Consider the following 20547-nt stretch of genomic DNA (forward strand, 5'->3'; position numbering starts at 1 on the left):
TCAATGTCACGACCGCGCCACCGCGCCGCCCGGTCCGCGGGCTTCTACTCCACGTCCACCGTGCTCGCCGTGCTGTTCCTGTTCCCCATGGTCTGGACGCTGTTCTCCTCCGTGCACGGCCGCCAGGCGAGTGGCCGCGGCAACGGGTGGGGGATCGACGACTACAAGCGCCTGTTCCACTACGGCAGCGGGCTGCCGGCGTATCTGCTCAACACCACGGTGGTCGCGCTCATCACGGTGTGCGTCACCGTCGTGGCCACCACGCTGGGCGGCTACGCCGTGGCGAGGTTCGACTTCCCCGGCAAGAACGTCCTCTTCCTGGTCACCCTGGCGATCCTCATGGTCCCGTACGCGACCATCCTGGTGCCGCTGTACGTGTTCCTCGGCTGGATCGGGTTGCAGAACTCTCTGATCGGCCTGGGCCTTGTCCTGGCGATGTTCCAGCTGCCGTTCGGGCTGTTCATGATGCGCAACTCGTTCGAGGCGCTGCCGGTGGAGCTGGAGGAGGCCGCGCTGATCGACGGCTGCACGCCGACGGGCGTGCTGCGCCGGGTGCTGCTGCGCGGCGTGGCACCGGGCATGGTGACCGTCGCGCTGTTCGCGTTCCTCGCCGCCTGGAACGAGTTCGTCGCGCCGCTGATCTTCCTGACGGACGGCGCCAAGTTCACCCTGCCCGTGGCGCTGTTCAACCTGGAGGCCGGCAACTTCGGGTCGGTCGACTTCGGGGCGCTGCAGTCCGGCGTGGTGACCGCGGCGGTCCCGTGCGTCGCGGTGTTCCTTCTCCTGCAGCGCTACTACGTGCGCGGGTTCACTTCCGGTGCCCTCAAGGGCTGATGATGAGAGAGAGCATGACCGATTCACACCTCGGCCCGGTCTCCCCGACGACGGAAGCCCTCGGCGCGCTGCGGCCGCTTTCCCTGGACGCCGTACGGCTCGAGCCCGGCGGCCTGCTCGGCGCGTGGCAGCGACGCAACGCCGAAGCGACGATCCCCCACTGCGTCGACGAGCTGTCGGCGACCGGCACGCTGGAGAACCTGCGGCGCGTCACGGGGCAGAGCGATCAGGAGTTCGCGGGCATGTGGTTCCGCGACTCCGACATCTACAAGACCCTCGAGGCGGCCGCCTGGCAGCTGGTCAACGAGGACGACCCCGCGTTGCGGGACCTCCTCGATTCAACGGCGTCGCTGCTGGCCAAGGCCCAGCAGGACGACGGCTACCTCAACTCCTACTTCACCACGGTGCACCCGGAGAAGCGGTGGCAGGAGCTGGACTGGAGCCACGAGCTGTACTGCGCCGGCCACCTGATCCAGGCCGCGGTCGCCGCCGCCCGCGCCGACGCGTCCGCCGAGCTGATGACGGTCGCGCGGCGGTTCGCCGACCTGATCGTGGAGCGGTTCGGCCCGGACGGGACCGACGGGGTGGACGGGCACCCCGAGATCGAGACCGCGCTGGTCGAGCTGTACCGCGCGACCGGGCACCGGCCGTATCTCGACACGGCGCGCCGGTTCCTGGACCTGCGCGGCCAGGGCCTGCTCGGGGAGGGCAGGTTCGGCGCGGCGTACTTCCAGGACCACGTCCCGGTCCGCGAGGCCGAGGAGGTGGCCGGCCACGCCGTCCGGCAGCTGTACCTACTGGCGGGCATGGTCGACGTCGCCGTCGAGACGCACGACACCGAGCTGCTCGATGCGGCGAAACGGCTGTGGGACAGCGCGCTCCACACCAAGACCTACCTCACCGGCGCACACGGATCCCGGCACCGCGACGAGGCGTACGGCGACCCGTACGAGCTTCCGCCCGACCGCGCGTACGCCGAGACGTGCGCGTCGATCGCGAGCTTCCACTGGGCCTGGCGCATGCTGCTGGCCACCGGCGAGCACCGCTACGCCGACGAGATGGAGCGGGTCCTGCACAACGCCATCGCGGCGGCGATCGCGGCGGACGGCCGGAGTTTCTTCTACTCGAACCCGCTCCACCTGCGCACGGGCCACGACGGGTCGGACGAGGACGCGCCCTCGGAGCGGCTGAGCTGGTACACCTGCCCCTGCTGCCCGCCGAACCTCGCCCGGCTGATGGCCTCCCTCCACGGCTACCTCGCGACCGCCGCCGACGACGGCCTGCGGGTCCATCTGTACGGCGCAGGCGTCCTGCGGTCGACGGTCCCCGGCGGCGAGGTCGAGGTGACGACGCGGACCGCCTACCCGTGGGACGGGCGGGTCGAGCTCACCGTGGCGGCGACGACCGACCGGCCGTGGACGCTCGCGCTGCGGATCCCGGGATGGTGCGGCGGTTTCACCGTCGAGGTGGACGGCACGGCGGTCGCGGGCGAGGCCGAGGACGGCTACCTCCGCCTGACGCGGAGCTGGAACACCCCCACGGTGATCGTCCTGGACCTGCACATGCCCGCCCGTCTGGTCTCCGCCCACCCGAGGGTCGACGCGGTACGCGGCTGCGTCGCCCTGACGCGCGGACCGCTGGTCTACTGCCTCGAGCAGGCCGACCTCCCCGACGGGACCGTGCTGGAGGACGTACGGCTGGACGCGTCCGCTCCGGTGCGCCCGGTCGAGCGCGCGGACCTGGTCCCTGTGGCCCTGGCCGCCGACGGGACCGTGGACCGGCCGTCCCCGGAGCCGTACCGCGACCACTCGGCCGCGGACGACGCGGCCGAGCGGCTGTCCCTGACCGCCGTGCCCTACTTCCTGTGGGCGAACCGGACACCGGGCCCCATGCGGGTCTGGATCCCGCTGGGCTGACCAGGCCTTGACCGCCTGGGGGCTCGTTGAGAGACTCCGCTCGGAAAACCTTTTCCTATCCCTGGGAGAACGCCGATGGGTGAGCAGAGTCGCAGACGGGTCCTCCAGGCGGGCCTCGGCGCGGTGGCCGGATCGGCGGCCCTCGGCCGGATCGGCGGCACGGCCGGCGCCGCCGAGCGCGGGGCGGTGGCCGCGTCCGCCGGCGGTCGGCCGACCGGCCTTCCCTGGGTCGCGGACCTCGGGGACGGCCGCTACCAGAACCCGGTGCTCAACGCGGACTGGTCCGATCCCGACGCGGTGCGCGTCGGGCCGTACTTCTACCTCACCGCGTCGACGTTCAACCGCATCCCGGGACTGCCGATCCTCCGGTCCCGCGACCTGGTGAACTGGACGATCATCGGCCACGCGCTGACCGAGCTCGAGCCCCGCGACGTGTTCAACGTGCCGCAGCACGGGAACGGCGTGTGGGCGCCGGCCATCCGCCACCACGCCGGGCAAGTTCTGGATCTTCTACCCGGACCCGGACTACGGCATCTTCGTCACCACCGCCGTCGACCCGTCCGGCCCGTGGACCAAACCCCACGTGCTGAAGCCAGGCAAGGGCTTCATCGACCCGTGCCCGCTGTGGGACACCGACGGTCGGGCGTACCTCATCCACGCGTACGCCAAGAGCCGCGCGGGGATCAACAACCGGCTGAACCTGCACGAGATCAGCCCGGACGGCCGGGAGCTCCTCGATGCCGGCCGGATCGTCGTGAACGGCGACGAGATCCCCGGCTACACCACCCTCGAGGGGCCGAAGCTCTACAAGCGCGACGGCTGGTACTGGATCTTCGCGCCGGTCGGCGGCGTGACCGGCGGCTGGCAGTCGGCGTTCCGGTCGCGCAGCATCCTCGGCCCGTATGAGAACCGCATCGTCCTAGCCCAGGGCGACACTCCGATCAATGGCCCGCACCAGGGCGCCTGGGTCGCCACCGAGCGGGGCGAGGACTGGTTCCTGCACTTCCAGGACCGCGGCGTCTACGGTCGCGTCGTGCACCTGCAGCCGATGCGGTGGCGGGACGACGGCTGGCCCGTGATGGGCGAGGACGACGGCAGCGGACGCGGCAAGCCGGTGCTGGTCCACCGCAAGCCGGCGGTGGGTCGGCCGTCGGAGATCACCGCCCCTGCGAGCGGGGACGAGTTCACCGGCCACCGGCTGGGCGAGCAGTGGACCTGGCAGGCGAACTCCGACCCGTCGTGGGCGTCGCTACGCGGCGGACGGCTCCGGCTGGCCTGCCCGCCCAGCGGCGACACCGCCGACCTGCGGCTCCTGCCGAACGTCCTGGGGCAGCGCTTCCCCGCCGAGTCGTTCGTCGCGACGACCTCGCTCACGCTGCACGGCCGCAGCACGGGAGCGCGGTCCGGGCTCGTCGTCCTCGGCTACGGCTACGCCTGGATCGGGCTGCAGCGGCTCGACTCCGGGCTCGCGCTGGTGCACCGCACGGCCGCTCAGGACAAGGCCGAGGTCGACGCCGCGACGCCGATCCCGATGCCGCGCGACCGGTCTTCCGTACGGCTGCGGGTCGAGGTCGGGCCCGGCGGCGTGTGCCGGTTCGCCGCCGACGTGGACGGGCGCGGGTTCCAGGCGGTGGGCGGACCGTTCACCGCGTCACAGGGCAAGTGGATCGGGGCCACGCTGGGCCTGTTCGGCACCGCCCCGGCCGGCGCGCACGGCGACGCCGCCGAGGTCGACTGGTTCCGCGTGGGGCCCGCCGAAGGATAGGCACACCGTCACGCCAGGAAGCGCCGTACCCGCTCGACGGTGTCGTCGGGGTCCTCCCAGAAGAAGAGATGCCCCTGGCCGGGCAGCCACTCGAGCAGTGCGCCGGGGATGCGCCCGGCCAGCAGGGGCGCGTTGCGGGGGTCGACGACGCGGTCGGCGGTGCCGTGCAGGACCAGGGTCGGCGCCGTGACGCCGGCCAGCCGCCCGAACGCGTCATGGCCGAGGGAGGCCGCCGACTGCGCCTGCCACGCCGCGGGGTCCTGCGGGTCGGCCAGCCTGCGGGCGAGGAGATCCTCCAGGGGGTGACGCGACGCCAGCGCGTTGGCGGTGAGGCGGCGCGTCGCCTCCTCCGGCGGCAGGCCGGCCGCCTCGCGGATGAGGGCGAGAGTCGCCTCGGGCAGCGGGTACGCCTCGGCGCCCCCCGGCGTCGCACAGGCCAGGATCAGCCGGTCGACCCGGTGCGCGTGGTCCAGGGCCACCATCTGCGCGATCATCCCGCCCAGGCTCGCGCCCATGACGTGCGCCCGCCGTACGCCGAGCGCGTCCAGCACCGCGACCGCGTCCGCGGCCATGGTCGCGGTGTCGTACGGACCGGGCGGCGCGTCGCTGCCGCCGATGCCCCGGTTGTCGAAGGTGATGACCCGGTAGGTCTTCGCGAGCGGCTCGACGACGGGCCTCCAGCCCCAGCGGGGGTAGCCGAGTCCGTGGATCAGCAGCAGCGGCCGGCCGCTCCCCGTCTCCTCGTACGCGATCCGCACACCGGCCGCCGTCACCGTGCCCGTCGTCATCGCCGTCCTTCCGTCTCGCGTGATCAGCCGAGCCAGGAGGCGACCTGGGCCTCCGCGCCGGAATCCCAGCCGAGCTGCAGGTGGTTGAGGGGGAGCGTGGCCGAGGCCGCGCGGTTCGCGATCCCGGCGGTGTTGGTGCAGCTGGCCACGAACACCGCGCCGTCGGACGGGCCGGTGTGCTCGTTGTGCAGCAGCGGCATGGTCGGGGAGTTCCCGCACAGCTCGTACACCGGGAGGCTCGCCGGCACGCCGGCGTCGATCAGCGGTTGCACCAGCGAGCCCTGGTCGATGCTGTACTGGATGCCGCGGCCGCTCGTGTAATAGCCCTGGCCGCCGTAGTAGGTGGTGTACCAGTCCTGCTCGGCGGTCGGCAGCGGGTAGACGTCGTCCCAGCGGTACAGCATCTGCCGTGCGCCGGGGAACGCCGTGCCCTCGTAGCTGAGCTGTGTCTCGTCGTACCAGAGGCCGTAGCAGACCATCGCGGTGTGCGGCGCGGGCGCGTCGAGGGAGCCGCCGCACTGCGGGAAGATCGCGAAGTCGTGGCTCCAGCCGTGCCGGAAGCCCCAGTCGAAGCCCTTGTTCGGCCCGCCCACGAGGATCAGCCTGCGCACGTCGCCGGCGTACGCGGTGCCCCACGACCTGCGCAGCGACGAGACGTACATGCGGGCGTTGAACGCGCCCTTCGACCAGCCGACGACGTCGACCTGCGACGCGCCGGTCCTGGCCTTGATGAGCTTCACGGCGTCGCCGATCTGCTCGCTCCAGTAGTACCCGTCCCCGGTCTTGTGCGGGAAACCGATCGCGAAGACCTTGTAGCCGCGGCCGTCGAGGTACTGCATGAGGCCGGTGGAGGGGCAGCTCGCGCTGCCGCAGCCGTTGGCGCCGAGGACGTTCGGGTTGGCCCACGCCTGGTCGGCCGTCTGGTTCGCGCCGTGCACGAGCAGCACCGGCACCGGCTTCGAGCCGGTCAGCGCGCCCGGCGCCTGGTACAGCAGGAACCGCGACGAGTGCGGCTCGGCCACGCCGCCGAACAGCCGCTGCGTCTGCCCGGTCTGGTCGCCGACGCCGCCCGGCGGGTACGCCTCGGCGGTGAACCCGGAGGAGGTGTCGCGGTACCGCTCCACCTTGGCCCAGCCGTTCTCCAGTCCGCTGGTGTAGGTCGCCTCGAGCGTGACCGAGGACGTCGCGTACGCCGGGAGGGGCGCCGCGAACATCAGCAGGAACATCACGGTGACCAGCAATCTGCGCATCCGCCGTCCCCTTTATGAGAGGTGATTCACCTGTTAATTTGGCGGTGCCGGCGTACTCCGTCAAGAGCCGGTCGGGAGGAACCATGACCGAGCGGAGCGAGGGAATCGAAGGCGCAGCCCCTACGGGACGCCTCTCCGACGCCGGGAGGTCGGCCGGGGTGGGTTGGTCGGGCAAGAAACGAGGCCCCACGATCCTGTACACGCGAGAGGCCGGCGAGGGCGAGCCGGTGCTGTTCGTGCACGGCAACCTGTCCGACGGCTCGGCCTGGGACGAGCAGCTCCGGCTGCTGCCGCCCGGTTACCGGGGCATCGCCCCGGACCTGCGCGGATTCGGCCGCAGCGACCCGGCGCCGATCGACGCGACGCGCGGGGTCGGCGACTTCCGCGACGACCTCCTCGCACTGCTCGACGAGCTCGGCCTGGAGACGGTCCACCTCGTCGGCCACTCCATGGGCGGCGGCGTCGTCATGGACCTGGCCGCCCGGCACCCGGAGCGCGCGCGGACCATCACGCTGGTCGCGCCCGTCGGCCCGTACGGCTTCGGCGGCACCCGCCTCGACGGCACGCCGTGCACGCCGGACTTCGCCGGATCGGGCGGCGGCACCGCCAACCCGGACCTGGTCAAGCTCATGCGGGAGGGCGACCGGGCCGACGCGCACCCGGTGTCGCCGCGCAACGTCGTCCGGACGCTCTACTTCCCCGGCGCCGATGCCGTACGGAGCGAGGAGGCGCTGCTCGACGGCATCCTGGCCACCCGCGTCGGCGACGACCACTACCCCGGCGACACGACGACCTCGCCGCACTGGCCGGGCACCGCCCCGGGCACCCGCGGAGTGCTCAACACGATGTCGCCGAAGTACTTCGGCTGGAGCGGCTTCCCGGAGTCGGACTGCCGGGCCCCGGTGCTGTGGGTGCACGGCGACCGGGACGCGGTCGTCTCCGACACCTCGATGTGCGACCTCGGCCACCTGGGCGCGCTCGGGTACGTCCCCGGCTGGCCGGGCGAGGACGCCTTCCCCGCCCAGCCCATGGAGGCCCAGACCCGGCAGGTGCTCGACCGCTACGGCGCCTACCGGGAAGAGGTGCTGACCGGCACCGGGCACTTCCCGTACGCCCAGCGGCCGGACGAGTTCGCCGCGCTGTTCCACGCGCACCTGGCGGGCTGACGCGATGGCCTGGCGCATCGAGGAGGAGCCGCCGCCCACGAGCACGCGCGGGCGGCCGCTGTCCGCGAAGGGGGAGCGCACCAGGCGCGGCCTGCTGGACGCCGCCGAGCAGGTGTTCGCCGCCCTCGGCTACCACGACGCGTCGATCGTGAAGATCACCGAGGCGGCCGAGGTCGCGCAGGGCACGTTCTACATCTACTTCCAGGGCAAGCGGCAGATCTTCGACGAGCTGGTCGCCGACCTGAACCGGCGCGTGCGCCGCGCGATGTCCGAGGGCGCACGGCAGGGCCGCACCCGCGCGGAGGCCGAACGGCTCGGGTTCCTGGGGTTCTTCCGGTTCACCGCGGAGCATCCGGCGCTGTACCGCATCATCCGGCAGGCGGAGTTCGCCGCGCCGGACGCGCTCCGCCGGCACTACCAGGCGATCGCCGACGGGTACGTCGCCGGGCTGCGCGGCGCGATGGACGACGGGGAGATCGCCGTCGCCGACCCCGAGGTCGTCGCCTGGGCGCTGATGGGCGTCGGCGAGATGATCGGCATGCGCTGGATCCTCTGGCGGGACGACGCCGAGGCGGGCGAGGTGCCGGAGCACGTCTTCGAGGAGATGTACGCCTTCGTCCGGCGCGGGCTCGGCGCCTCGTGAACCTCGGGCGCTGGATCCGCGACCGGGCGCGTACGACGCCGCGCCGGACCGCGATCGTGTTCGAGGACGAGGAGACCACCTACGCCGAGCTGGACGACCGGTCGGAGCGGCTGGCGGCCGGGCTCGCCGCGCGCGGCCTCCGGCCGGGGGACCGGGTCGCGACACTGACGGACAACCGGCCGGAGCACGCCGAGCTGTTCTTCGCCTGCGCCAAGGCCGGCCTGATCCTCGTCCCGCTGAACGTCCGGCTGACCGTGCCGGAGCTGGCCTACCAGGTCGGCGACGCCGAACCGGCGATCCTGTTCGCCGCCCCCGGCCGCGCCGTCCCGCCCTTCGCCGGGCCGGTCCTGGAGCTCACCCGGGAGGGCCTCGACGCGGTGACGGACGGCCTCCTCGATGAAAGGGACGTCGGCCCGGAGGCCGGGCTGCTGATCGTCTACACCTCCGGTACCACCGGCCGGCCCAAGGGCGCGCTGCTCAGCCACGCGAACTGCTTCTGGACGAACCTGTCGCTCGACCGGGGCTGCGAGCTGCGGGAGGACGACGTCGTCCTGCAGGTGCTCCCGCAGTTCCACGTCGGCGGCTGGAACGTCCAGCCGCTGCTCGCCTGGTGGAAGGGCGCCACCGTCGTGCTCGAGCCGTCCTTCGACCCGGGCCGTGCGCTGCGGCTCATCGCGGAGCGCCGGGTGACCACGATGATGGGCGTTCCGGCGACCTACCAGTTCATGGCCGCACAGCCGGAGTTCGCGACGGCGGACCTGTCGTCGCTGCGATGCGTGGTCGTCGGCGGAGCGCCGATGCCGGAGCCGCTGCTGCACACCTGGCTGGACCGCGGAGTGCGGATCACCCAGGGGTACGGACTCACCGAGGCGGCCCCGAACGTCCTGTGCCTGCCCCCGGAGGAGGTCGCCCGCCGGATCGGCTGGGCGGGCAAGCCGTACCCGCACGTCGACGTGGCGCTCCTCGGTCCGGACGGGCCCCTGGACGGGCCGGGCCGGGGCGAACTGGTCGTCCGCGGGCCGAACGTCTTCCCCGGCTACTGGCGGAATCCCGCCGCGACCCGGGACGCCGTCCCGGACGGCTGGTTGCGCACCGGCGACGTCGCCGAACGCGACGCGGAGGGCTTCTACCGCATCTGCGACCGGGTGAAGGACATGTACGTCTCCGGCGGTGAGAACGTCTACCCGGCCGAGGTCGAGTCGGTGCTCGCCGCGTTCCCCGGCGTCGCCGAGGTCGCGGTCGTCGGGGTGCCCGACGAACGCTGGGGCGAGGCCGGATGCGCCTTCGTCGTCGGGAACGTCCCGGTCGACGGGCTGCTCGCGCACTGCCGGGAGCGCCTCGCGGCGTTCAAGGTGCCCAAGCACGTACGGCTCGTGCCCGCGCTGCCGCGATCGGCCGTCGGCAAGACGCTCAAGAACGAGCTGCGCGCGGAGTTCGCCGGATGATCGGAGCTCGCCGGATGATCGGCCTGGCCGCCACGGCGTCGTACCTGCCGTCCCGCTGGATGCCGGCCGCGGAGATCGCGCGGCGCAGCGGCATTCCCGAGGACGTGCTCGTGGAGCGGTTCGGCCTGCGCGGCAAGCACATCGCCGCGCCGGACGAGCACGTCAGCGACATGGCGGCGACGGCCGCCCGCCGCCTCATGGCCGAGCGCGACCTCCGGCCGGACGACGTCGACGCCCTGGTCTACTTCGGCTCGACCTGGAAGGACTACGCCGTCTGGCACGCCGCGCCGCGCATCGCCCACCTGCTGGGTCTGCGCCGGGCGGCGGTGTTCGAGATGGCGTACGTGTCCTGCGGATCGCCGGTCGCCGTCCGCTTCTGCCGGAACCTCCTGCGCGCCGAGGAGGAGCTCACCACCGTGCTCGCGGTCGGCGCCTCCCGCGAGTCGTACCTGATCGACTACACCAACCCGCGCGCCCGCTTCGCGTACGACTTCGGCGACGGCGCGGTCGCCGCGCTGTTCACCCGGGACCAGGGCGCGGAGGTCCTCGGCTGCCACATGCTCACCGACGGGTCCTTCGCCGGCGACGTCATGGTGCCGGCGGGCGGCAGCGTCGCCCCCGCCGACGCCGAGACCGTACGCGGGCGGCGGCACTTCCTCGACGTGCCCGATCCCCGGTCGATGAAGGAGCGCCTCGACCCGGTCAGCCTGCCGAACTTCGTCGCGGCGGCGACCGGCGCGCTGACGCGTTCGGGCGTGGACCGCGCCGACTTCCTGTGCGCGCTGCACGTCAAGCGCTCCCTGCACGACGCCCTGCTCAAGGAGCTCGACCTGCCGCCGGATCGTACGGAGTACCTCGACGACACCGGCCACATGAGCGGCGTGGACCCGCTCCTCGCGCTCGACCGCGCCGCCCGGGCGGGCCGTCTCACGCCCGGCGACCACATCCTCCTCCTGGCCGCGGGCACCGGCTACACGTGGGCCGCCGCCGTGATCCGGTGGTAGGGGAGCGGTTCGGCGCCGGGCACCCGTCGTCGCTGTGGAGACGCTCTTACGCGAACGCGGTGTCGGATTTCCGCCAGTCCGGCGAGGGGGTTCCGCGACAGAGTGGAGGTATGACCTCACAGCACACCGCTTCGCAGGTGAGGCGGCACGTCGACGTCGCGGACTGGGCGGCCCTCGCCACAGAGCTGGACGAGTACGGCTGCGCTCTGACGCCTCGGCTGCTGACCTCAGAGGAGTGCCGCGCCATCGCCGGACTGTACGAGCGGGCGGAGCTGTTCCGCACGACGGTCGACATGGCCCGGCACCGGTTCGGCTCCGGGCAGTACCGGTACTTCACCCACGACCTGCCCGAGCCCGTCGCCGAGCTGCGCCACGCCTTCTACCCGCACCTGCTGACCATCGCCCGCGACTGGGCGGCGCGGCTCGGCCGGCCCGCGCCGTGGCCCGACGACCTGGACGAGTGGCTCGCGATGTGCCACGCCGCCGGGCAGGACCGGTCCGCCCAGATCCTGCTGCGCTACGGGCAGGGCGACTGGAACGCGCTGCACCGCGACGTGTTCGGCGACATGGTGTTCCCGCTCCAGGTCGTCATCGGCCTGGACGAGCAGGGCACCGACTACACCGGCGGGGAGTTCCTGCTCGTCGAGCAGCGGCCCCGCGCCCAGTCGCGCGGCACCACCACCGTGCTCCGGCAGGGCCACGGCCTCATCTTCACCACCCGTGACCGGCCCGTCCGCACCAAGCGCGGCTGGTCGGCGGGCGCCGTACGGCACGGCGTCAGCACCGTACGGTCGGGCCACCGCCGCGCGCTGGGCCTCGTCTTCCACGACGCCACGTGACCGGGTCCTCGTCGCCGCGGCTCACGGAGGCGCAGGCGAAGGCGTACGGACAGTCGCCGCCGCCCGGCCCGCACACCGACGCCGAACTCGCCGCCCTGCTCGGCCTCCTGGAGCAGGACCGGTTCGAGGCGGTCGTCGTCGGGCACGGCCGCGACGACGCGTCCACGGCAACCGCCCGGGCGTTCCTCGACGCGTGGCGGGCCCTCGGCCGGGAGGTCATCGCCGTGGTGGACTGGCCGGAGCGCGCCGCGTCCTGGCTCCGCCCAGCCCGGCGGATGACCGCGCAGACCCCTGACGCGTGGGTCGTGGCCGCCGCACCGCTCGGCTTCGCCCAGCTCAGCCGCCGGCTGCGGTACGACACGGACTGGGACCCGCGGCGCACGTACGCGTTCGCCTCGCTCCAGGACGCCCGTCTCCCGGCACTCGCCGGAGCCGGCGTGGTACGCGGGCTGCGCGGAGCGACCGCGGACGGCGCGACGTGGGAGGCCGCGGACCGCTGGATCACCACCCGGTACCCGGATCGACGGTGACGGGGCCTCCGGCGGTTCAGTCGTGGGGCCGGAGCAGGGATGCCGGTGGCCATGGCGAACGTTCCGCGACCACGATCGGGTTGTGCCGGGGCGCGCGGTCGGCGATGCCACCTGCGGTGAGCCGCACCGCGACGGCGAGGACGCCCGCGAGCGACTGCATCAGTCCGGCGACGGCGGTCGACAGGCCGGAGGCTGCGCCGATCTGGATGAAGTAGGAGGCCGCCGAGTTGGAACCGACGGTGGCGAGTCCGGCCGCCAGCGTCCACAGCAGGAGCCCCCGGCGGGTCGCGCGCCGCCGTGCGTCGTCGCCCGCGGGGGTGGCGGCGTCGTTCGTGCAGGTGACGTCGTCCGCGGGGGTGGCGTCGCCGCGCGTGTCGGCGGCGGACACGTACGCGCTCTCCGGGCGGGCGGCGCCGATCCGGCCGAGCGGAACGGCGGCCGGCGCGACGAGGGGAAGGCGGCCGCCGTCACGAGCGCGGTCCGGCCGCCGGTTGAGGGAGCGTGTTGGCCACGCCGCCTGTGGGAGCGCGACAGCACCGATCCGATCATCCGCGACTTCGTCCGCTCGTGTCTGGAGGCTGCGGAGCCGCCACCGGAGCGCGGACCCACTCGGGAATCACGAACACCGCCGCCGCGGTGACGGTCCCGCCCGGAGTCACGCGGGGATCGCGAACACGGCCGCCGCGGTGACGGCCCGCTCTTCCAGGTTCGCGGTGCCCGGCACCTCGTACCGGGCGAGGACGGTGAGCCCGCGCGGCAGGTACGGGCGCAGCGGATCGCCGAGCAGGACGTCCCGGCCCCGTCGTCGCTGCGCGCGCAGGAACGTCATCATGGCGTCGGCGAGGTCCGCGTCGTAGCAGACGTCGCCGGCGAGGACCACGTCCACTCCGTCGAGGTCGCCCCCCAGGACGTCCTCGGTGAGGACGTCGACGTGCACGCCGTTGAGGGCGGCGTTGAGGCCGATGGCGGTCGCGGCGAGCGGGTCGATGTCGCAGGCGGTCACCGATCGCGCGCCGGCCAGCGCCGCGCTGATCGCGACGAGACCGGACCCGCTGGCCAGGTCCAGGACGCTCCGCCCGGCCACCGTCGAAGGGTGGTCGAGGACGTACCGGGCGAGGGCCTGTCCGCCTGCCCAGGCGAATGCCCAGAACGGTGGCGGCAGGTCGGGGGCGGTCTGATCGGCGCCCGCCTGGTCGCGCTGGGTCGCCTCCCAGGTCGCGAACGGTTCGTCGGCCAGGTGCAGCGAGATCTCCGGGACCAGCGGAGGCGTCGAGACCCGGGTGAGCGTACGGACCGTACCGGCTGTCACGGGCGGCTCCGTGGGGTGGTGCCGCGAGGCCGCCGAAGTGCCGAGCGCCGATGGGGTGGTCGGTGGGTGGACCGGTCGCGGGGCGGTCGGCCCGGCAGGGCGGCGGTCGAACAGGGCCTCACTCTGCTCAGCCTATCGAGCCGGGCCGACGGCCTGGATCTAGGAAGTAGGCGGGCTGATGGGTTGCGGATCTTCGGTAGCGTTGGACCGTCATGATCACCGGCCGCTGGCCGGACGACGGTCTTGATCGGAGCTGACCATGGCGGAATCGCCCGCGATAGCCACCGCGTTCGCCGAGAGTAAGTCGGCCGTTCGGTATGCCGCGTTCGCCGAACTGGCGGCGGCCGGGCCCGTCCAGCGGGTCACGTTGTTCACCGGTGTCCCGGTATGGCTGATCACCGGTTACGCCGAGGCGCGCGAGGCGCTCACTCACCCCGACGTCATCAAGGGCAAAGGGGGCGACGGACCACATCGTGACGCCGTCCCGGCCGAGCTCGCCGCGGCGATGGACCACCATCTGCTCGGCGCCGACCCGCCCGATCACACCCGGCTGCGCCGGCTGGTGTCCGCCGCGTTCACCCGGCGGCGGATCGACGGGCTGGAGCCGGACATCCGGCTCATCGTCGACGCTCTGCTGGACGACGTCTCGGCCGCGGGGGAGCATGGCGCGCCGGTCGACCTGCTGGCGGCCTTCGGGAACCCCATCCCGCTCACCGTGATCAGCGAGCTGCTCGGCGTACCGGCGGACCGCCGGGGCGACTTCCAGGAGTGGACGAAGGTGGCCATCAACGGCTCGGTCCACCCCGCCGAGACCTTCGTCGCCGCGGCGACCTCGTTGATCTCCTACATCCGGGAACTGATCGACCAGAAGCGGGCCGACCCGTCCGACGACCTCATCTCGGCACTGGTCGCGGTGTCCGCGGACGGCGACCGGCTGTCGGAGAACGAGCTGACCTCGATGGTCTTCCTGCTGCTCGTCGCCGGATACGAGACCACGGCCCATCTGATCTGCGGCGGCATGCAGACGCTGCTGACCCATCCCGACCAGCTCGAGCTGGTGCGCGCCGAACCCGATCGGTTGCCCGCGGTCGTCGAGGAACTCCTCCGGTTCAACGGCCCGGCGCAGGTGGCGACCCCCTACCGGACGGCGGCACCGGTACGGATCGGCGGCGTCACCATCCCCGCCGGTGAGGTGGTGCTGCCCGCACTGCTGGCCGCCGATCGTGATCCCCGCCAGTTCCCCGACCCGGAAGGACTCGATGTCACGAGGCGACCGGCGTCACATCTGGCCTTCGGCCACGGCATCCACCACTGCCTCGGCGCGCCGCTGGCCCGGCTGGAGGCCAGGATCGCGCTCGGCGCGCTGATCGACCGATTCCCGAAGCTGCGCCTGGCCGTCCCCCCGGAGGAGCTCACCCTGCAGGCCGGCCTGCTGATCAACGGACTGACCGCCCTGCCGGTCGTCGTGGCCTGACCGATCGTCCATCCGCGTAGGGGAACCGATCGCCGCCGCTTGGTCGGCGACCGCTGGGGGCCTTGTGCTTCGGGGCTACGAATGTCAGCCGGATCGGGCAGCCTTAATTCGCGCATAAGGCTCTCTTAAGGTAATGGCCGGTGCCGCCGAAGCCGGCATTCTCTGTTCGGGTGAACGTGTTGACAGCGCCTTCGGAGCCTGCTTTCATCCTGGTTTGTTAGGAACCTTACCTAACGCATTGGCGATCGCCCTGTCGTGACAAGTCGCCATCGCCCGCCGATGGTGCGGTGCCGTTCTGCGCCCCCAGCCGTGAACGGCATGTCAAGGATGCTGACTGAAACGGTTAGGAACATGCGTCTTCCACTTACCCGAAAGTCCGCTCGACGGAGCGTCCCGGTCGTCCTCGCCCTGGGCGTGGCCTTCGCCTCCGCGGCCGCCGTCGAGGCGGGCACCGGGCATTCCCCCGCCTCGCACGCCGTCCAGGCCGGCTCCGTCACGGCCTCGGCCGTCGACCTCACCGACCCGCACAAGAAGGACATCGCCATGCAGCTGGTGTCCAGCGCGGAGAACTCCTCGCTGGACTGGCGAGCCCAGTACAAGTACATCGAGGACATCGGAGACGGCCGGGGCTACACCGCGGGCATCATCGGGTTCTGCTCCGGCACCGGTGACATGCTCGACCTCGTCCAGCTGTACACCGATCGAGAGCCCGGCAACGTCCTGGCCAAATATCTGCCCGCACTCAAAAAGGTGAACGGCAGCGACTCGCACAAGGGCCTGGACCCGAATTTCACCAAGGACTGGCGTAAGGCTGCCTCGGACAAGGTGTTCCAGCAGGCCCAGGACGACGAACGCGACCGGGTCTACTTCAACCCGGCGGTCAACCAGGCCAAGAAGGACGGCCTGCGCGCGCTCGGCCAGTTCATCTACTACGACGCCATCGTCATGCACGGGCCCGGCAGCGACGGCGACAGCTTCGGCGGGATCCGGGCGGCGGCCATGAAGAAGGCCAAGACCCCGGCCCAGGGCGGCAGCGAGGTGACCTACCTCAACGCGTTCCTCGACGCGCGCAAGGTCGCCATGAAGCACGAAGAGGCCCACAGCGACACCAGCCGGGTCGACACCGAACAGCGGGTCTTCCTGAAGGCCGGCAACCTGGACCTCGATCCGCCGCTGCACTGGAAGGTGTACGGCGACAGCTACTCGATCGAGAAGTAGGGGACCGGACGGGCTCTCGGGCGGCGGCGTGGTGGTCCGCCGCCCGAGAGCCGACCCGCCATTCAGCGCCCGCGTTAGGGCGCGTTCCGCTCCGCCCATTCCGTGAGGTCGCGGCCTTCGATCGCCGCGGCCATCAGGTCGGGGAACGCGTCGGGCGTGCAGGCGAACGCCGGAACGCCCAGGGCGGCCAGGGCGGCGGCGTTTCCGTGGTCGAAGGCCGGGGCGCCTACGTCCGAGAGGACGGTCAGCGCCACGACCTGGGTGCCCGCGGCGGTCAGGGCCGCCGCCCGCCGGAGCATCTCCGCGCGGGCGCCGCCCTCGTACAGGTCGCTGATCAGGATGAGGACGGTCTCCTTCGGTCGGGTGATGAGGCGCTCGCAGTACGCGAGGGCCCGGTTGATGTCGGTCCCGCCTCCGAGCCGGCTGCCGAACAGCAGGTCGACCGGGTCGTGCAGCCGGTCGGTGAGATCCACCACCGACGTGTCGAACACGACGAACGAGGTGCGCAGCGTCGGCATCGAGGCGAGAACCGCGCCGAACACCCCCGCATAGACCAGGGACGACGCCATCGAGCCGCTCTGGTCGACGCACAGGACGATGTCGCGTTCGACGGCCCGCCGCCGATGGCCGTACCCGATGAGGCGTTCGGGGACGACGGTCCGGTGGGACGGGACGTAGTGGGGGAGGTTCGCGCGGATGGTGCGGGGCCAGTCGATCTCGGAGGCGCGCCGGGGCCGTCGTCGCCGGGCGGACCGGTCGAGGGCGCCGTCGACTGCCGACCTCGTCCGCTGCGCGAGGCGTTCCTGGAGCCGGCGTACGACGGTGCGGACGACCGCCCGCGCGGACTCCCTGGCCCGCTCCGGCAGCACCTGGTTCAAGGACAGCAGGGTGCCGACCAGGTGGACGTCGGGCTCGACCGCCTCCAGCATCTCGGGTTCGAGCAGCAGGCGTGTCAGGTCGAGGCGTTCGACGGCGTCCCTCTGCATGACCTGCACGACGGTCGAAGGGAAGAGCGTCCGGATGTCGCCCAGCCAGCGTGCGACCTGCGGTGCGGACGCCCCCAGCCCGGCACCGCGGCCGCCCCGGCCGGCACCCCGCGCGCCGTACAGCGCATCGAGCGCGCCGTCCATCTTCGCGTCGTCTCCGGCGAGGGCCGCGCCGGTGGCCTCGGTCGCCTCGCCGCCGAGCACCATCCGCCAGCGCCGCATCCGCTCCTCGCTCACCGTGCGCCCTCCGCTCGCGTACGGGACGTCCTCGCGCGTCGCCCATCCTCGCCCAGCCGCCGTTTCGGGCACGCCCACCGCCCCTCCTCGCCCGGCCGCTGCTTCCGGTGCGCCTCCGCAAGCCGCCCCGCGCGGGGCTTCGGCCGGCGCGCTACGGCCGCCCGTGGACCCCGCGCGCGGTCTCGCCGCGTAGAGGCCGGCGCGCGTGCGAGGGACGAAGGCGCGCGGTCGCTGTCGGCGCCCCTCGCCCGGTCGCCGGCTCTTCTGGCGCACCACCCGCGTCTGCCGCCTCTTCTGCCGTGCCCGCCTCTGCGCCCGCTTCTTCCGGGGCGCCTGCTGCGCCCGCCTTAGCGGCCGTTTCTTCTGGTGCGCCCGTGGCTTCCGGCGTGCCAGCCGCTTTCGACGTGCCCGCCGTTGCGCCCGCCGCTTCTGGCCTCCCTGCCGCCGAGGCGGAGTGGCCTCCCTTCGATGCGCTCACTGATTCCTCTTCTCGTCGTCTCGCGCTCGGCCGGGAGCCGTCTCGGGCCAGGGCCGGCCGAGGATGTCGAGGACCGTCCGTACGGCCGGGGCGGCGCGTACCAGGTCCAAGGGTTCGTCGTCGGCGTCCGGCGCGGAGGCCGTGGCGATCCGGGCCACCCGCTCGCCGATCGACCGGCGCTCCGGCGCCTCGAACGTCGCGAACGTCCGGCGCAGCAGTGGCAGCACGTCGGTGAAGGAGTCGGCGGGCAGGCCGCTGATCCAGTCGTCGACCAGGCGGAGCAGCCGGTCGTCGTGGACGAGGATCAGGCCGCCGCCGGAGAGGAAGCCCTCGATCCAGGCGGCCGCCCGGGCCGGTGACTCGCCCACCGAGACGGCGCGCGCCATCCGGTCGCCGACCCGGCCGGCGGGCCCGTCCTCCTCGCCCGGCGGTCCGGCGTCCAGCAGCAGCCGGGTGAGCCGTCCCTCGATCAGACCGGACAGCCCCGGCCGGTCGAGGAGCGAGGCCAGCGTGCCGTGCCAGCGGGCGGTGTGTTCGCCGTCGCCGAGCAGGGCGATCGCGTCGTGGACCTCGTCGACGCGGTCGAGGAGCGTACGGGCCGCGTCGTCGTCCAGCCCGGAGACCTCCTTCGGAAGGCCCACGCAGATCCGTACGACGAGGCCGTCGACAACCGTGCGCAACGGTCCTACCGAGGTGCCCCGCACGTCGCCGTACCGCAGCGTACGGACCAGGGCCGGCAGCGCCGCCATGAGGTGGGTGACGTCGGTGTCGGCCGCCGCCCGGTCGGCGAGCGCGGCCATGACGGCCGGCAGCGCGTCGGCGAGGTCGGCCAGCAGACAGTGCTCGGCCAGAACGGTGAGCGCCGGCAGGGCGTCCGCCGCCGTGGCCAGGAACCCCGCCCGGGCGGACGCCGCACTCCGGACCGTCAGACCCCACGCGCCGGCCTCGACCAGCCGGACGTCGAACTCCGGCCGCCAGGTCAGGGTCCAGCTCTCGCGGAAGGTGCCCTTGCCACGGCCGGATCCGGCGGGCTCTCCCCACGGGACCCCGAGCAGGCGGAGACGGTGCAGCAACCGGCTGCGGTCCAGGTCGATGGGCCGGCGCAGGTCCAGGTCGAGTTCCTTGGCCGTCGCCGCGGGCTTGAGCCGCAGCCGCCGCTGCTCGTCCCGCAGGTCGCGCTGCAGCGGCACCATCGGCGCGCTCTCGGGTACGGCGCCCATGCGCTCGCCGACGACCATGCGGCGCTGGATCAGCTCCAGGGGGAGCTCCGCGCCTTCGCACAGGACGGCGAGGGTCGCTTCGGTGACCTCCGCGAGTCCGGCGAGCGGCCGGTCGCGCAGGGTGGCGAGCGCGTTCGCGAGGCGGACGGCCTCGATGACGTGCGCGGACGACACAGGCAGGTCCTCGTCGCGCAGCACCGCCGCGACCGCGGTGAACCAGCGCTCGATCGGCCGGTCGGGCGCGGTGAACAGATGGTGGTACCACCCCGGCGAAGTGATGCCGGCGCCGTACCGGGAGCGGTTCGCCAGGCGCCCATGCGTCCACGGCACCCAGGTCAGCGCCACCTTTGCCGTGGGCAGTCCGCGCAGCGTACGGTCGTCGCCCGCCGCGGTGGGCGCATCGGCCGAACGAGGCGGGCGGAGCCCGGCGGCGATCGCGGGCACGTGCCACGCGCCGCAGACCACCGCGATGCGCTCGTACCCCTCCTTGAGCGCCTGGCGCACGGTCCTGCGCATGAAGGCCTCGCGCCGCTCCTCCCGCCGCAGATGATCCTCTGGCAGGGCCGGGGCATGCTCCCGGAGCGCGGCCATCGCCTCGGCGATGGCCGGGAACGGCGACGGCCCGCCGTCGCGGTGTTCGACGACGTCGTCCCACCAGCGTTCGGCGTCGTCGTAGCCCGCGGCCTCGGCCAGCCGGGCCAGGGGATCGAGCCGCACCGCCTCCGCGACCGCCTCCGGCCCACGGTCTTCTCCCGGCGCCTCGGCGATCGCATCCGGCCCACCGTCTTCTCCCGGCGCCTCGGCCAGCGCGTCCCGACCACCGTCCTCTCCCGGTGCCTGCGCGCCGGGGCCGTCGCCGGTCAGGGGATCGAGGCGGACCGTCTCCGCGTCCGGCCCGCTGCTCTCTCCTGTGGTCTCCATGCCGCCGCCGGCCAGGGGATCCGCCTCCGGCTCTCCAGAGTCCCCGGCCGCCGAGGTGCAGCCGGGGCCGTCGCCGGACGCCGGAACCGCCTCGGGTCCTGTGGGCTTGTCAGCGGCCGGCTCGTCATCGTCGGTCTCCGGAAGCGCCTCGGTTTTGACGGGCTTGTCGCCAGGCGGGTCGTCGGCGAGTTGGTGGGCGGCGGGCAGGTCGCAGAAGCGGACGGGCACCCCCGCCCGCTGGGCGTGACGGATCGCCTGCCATTCGGGGCTGAACTCCGCGAACGGCCAGAACGCCGCCCGCCGTCCCTCTCCGCCGTCCACGGCGTGGGCGAGCAGCGCGACCGGGGGCACCATGCCGGGGTCCGCGGCGAGCCCGACGAGCGCGTCGGCCTCGGGCGGCCCTTCGATCAGGACGACGTCGGGCCGCAGTTCGTCCAGCGCGCGGACGAGCGCCCGCGCCGATCCGGGGCCGTGGTGCCGGATCCCGAAGATCCGTACGCGTTCGTGGGCAGGGGCGGCCACGG

General features: G+C 73.0%; 17 protein-coding genes and 1 pseudogene. 12 read left to right on the top strand and 6 right to left on the bottom strand.

What is annotated here, in order from left to right:
• The first annotated feature begins 3 nt into the window (after window positions 1–3).
• The 4 genes and pseudogenes from ACYVF7_RS24820 to ACYVF7_RS24835 all read left to right on the top strand — a co-directional run bounded on the left by ACYVF7_RS24820 (window position 4) and on the right by ACYVF7_RS24835 (window position 4515).
• On the top strand, window positions 4–834 hold the full coding sequence (locus tag ACYVF7_RS24820; RefSeq protein ID WP_360897081.1) for a carbohydrate ABC transporter permease: 831 nt from the start codon (window positions 4–6) through the stop codon (window positions 832–834).
• Window positions 835–848: 14 nt separating this feature from the next.
• Window positions 849–2750, top strand: coding sequence for a glycoside hydrolase family 127 protein (locus ACYVF7_RS24825; protein WP_460345151.1), 1902 nt, complete (start codon window positions 849–851; stop codon window positions 2748–2750).
• Between the two features lie 75 nt (window positions 2751–2825).
• Window positions 2826–3230, top strand: a pseudogene (locus ACYVF7_RS24830) (family 43 glycosylhydrolase); the annotation flags it as partial.
• A gap of 25 nt (window positions 3231–3255) precedes the next feature.
• Complete coding sequence (locus tag ACYVF7_RS24835; RefSeq protein ID WP_460358098.1) at window positions 3256–4515, top strand: family 43 glycosylhydrolase; 1260 nt, start codon at window positions 3256–3258, stop codon at window positions 4513–4515.
• A gap of 8 nt (window positions 4516–4523) precedes the next feature.
• Here ACYVF7_RS24835 and ACYVF7_RS24840 read toward each other — a convergent pair whose 3' ends face one another.
• Both ACYVF7_RS24840 and ACYVF7_RS24845 read right to left on the bottom strand, forming a co-directional pair.
• Window positions 4524–5303: an alpha/beta fold hydrolase gene (locus ACYVF7_RS24840; protein ID WP_460345154.1), complete on the bottom strand. Its 780-nt coding sequence runs from the start codon at window positions 5301–5303 to the stop codon at window positions 4524–4526.
• A 23-nt stretch (window positions 5304–5326) separates the two neighbouring features.
• Window positions 5327–6553 (bottom strand): esterase/lipase family protein, encoded by a 1227-nt coding sequence (locus ACYVF7_RS24845; protein ID WP_460345157.1) that lies wholly within the window; start codon window positions 6551–6553, stop codon window positions 5327–5329.
• An 83-nt stretch (window positions 6554–6636) separates the two neighbouring features.
• Between ACYVF7_RS24845 and ACYVF7_RS24850 the strand changes: the two genes are divergently transcribed.
• From ACYVF7_RS24850 to ACYVF7_RS24875, 6 genes are all read left to right on the top strand, one after another.
• A complete protein-coding gene (locus tag ACYVF7_RS24850; protein WP_460345160.1) occupies window positions 6637–7719 on the top strand; it encodes an alpha/beta fold hydrolase in 1083 nt (360 codons plus the stop codon).
• 4 nt (window positions 7720–7723) lie between these two features.
• The gene (locus ACYVF7_RS24855; protein WP_460345163.1) at window positions 7724–8362 is read left to right on the top strand and encodes a TetR/AcrR family transcriptional regulator; all 639 of its coding nucleotides are present in this window, start codon (window positions 7724–7726) and stop codon (window positions 8360–8362) included.
• On the top strand, window positions 8359–9807 hold the full coding sequence (locus ACYVF7_RS24860) for an acyl-CoA synthetase (protein WP_460345166.1): 1449 nt from the start codon (window positions 8359–8361) through the stop codon (window positions 9805–9807). Before ACYVF7_RS24855 ends, ACYVF7_RS24860 begins: the two co-directional genes overlap by 4 nt.
• Complete coding sequence (locus tag ACYVF7_RS24865; RefSeq protein WP_460345169.1) at window positions 9804–10811, top strand: 3-oxoacyl-ACP synthase; 1008 nt, start codon at window positions 9804–9806, stop codon at window positions 10809–10811. The genes ACYVF7_RS24860 and ACYVF7_RS24865 overlap by 4 nt, the downstream gene beginning before the upstream one ends.
• A gap of 110 nt (window positions 10812–10921) precedes the next feature.
• Complete coding sequence (locus tag ACYVF7_RS24870) at window positions 10922–11650, top strand: 2OG-Fe(II) oxygenase (protein WP_460345172.1); 729 nt, start codon at window positions 10922–10924, stop codon at window positions 11648–11650.
• Window positions 11647–12180 (top strand): hypothetical protein, encoded by a 534-nt coding sequence (locus tag ACYVF7_RS24875; RefSeq protein WP_460345175.1) that lies wholly within the window; start codon window positions 11647–11649, stop codon window positions 12178–12180. Before ACYVF7_RS24870 ends, ACYVF7_RS24875 begins: the two co-directional genes overlap by 4 nt.
• Before the next feature lie 16 nt (window positions 12181–12196).
• On the opposite strand, the gene ACYVF7_RS24880 is transcribed toward ACYVF7_RS24875, so the two are convergent.
• Window positions 12197–12568 (bottom strand): hypothetical protein, encoded by a 372-nt coding sequence (locus ACYVF7_RS24880; RefSeq protein ID WP_460345177.1) that lies wholly within the window; start codon window positions 12566–12568, stop codon window positions 12197–12199.
• 267 nt (window positions 12569–12835) lie between these two features.
• Window positions 12836–13489, bottom strand: a complete 654-nt coding sequence (locus ACYVF7_RS24885; RefSeq protein WP_460345180.1) for a class I SAM-dependent methyltransferase — start codon at window positions 13487–13489, stop codon at window positions 12836–12838.
• Window positions 13490–13748: 259 nt separating this feature from the next.
• Between ACYVF7_RS24885 and ACYVF7_RS24890 the strand changes: the two genes are divergently transcribed.
• Complete coding sequence (locus ACYVF7_RS24890; protein ID WP_460345183.1) at window positions 13749–14963, top strand: cytochrome P450 family protein; 1215 nt, start codon at window positions 13749–13751, stop codon at window positions 14961–14963.
• A gap of 351 nt (window positions 14964–15314) precedes the next feature.
• Window positions 15315–16181, top strand: coding sequence for a chitosanase (locus tag ACYVF7_RS24895; RefSeq protein WP_460345186.1), 867 nt, complete (start codon window positions 15315–15317; stop codon window positions 16179–16181).
• Window positions 16182–16255: 74 nt separating this feature from the next.
• On the opposite strand, the gene ACYVF7_RS24900 is transcribed toward ACYVF7_RS24895, so the two are convergent.
• Window positions 16256–17389, bottom strand: a complete 1134-nt coding sequence (locus tag ACYVF7_RS24900; protein WP_460358101.1) for a VWA domain-containing protein — start codon at window positions 17387–17389, stop codon at window positions 16256–16258.
• Between the two features lie 489 nt (window positions 17390–17878).
• Window positions 17879–20545, bottom strand: coding sequence for a DUF5682 family protein (locus tag ACYVF7_RS24905; protein ID WP_460345189.1), 2667 nt, complete (start codon window positions 20543–20545; stop codon window positions 17879–17881).
• Window positions 20546–20547 lie beyond the last annotated feature (2 nt).

This window comes from Actinoallomurus acanthiterrae, from assembly GCF_054775715.1.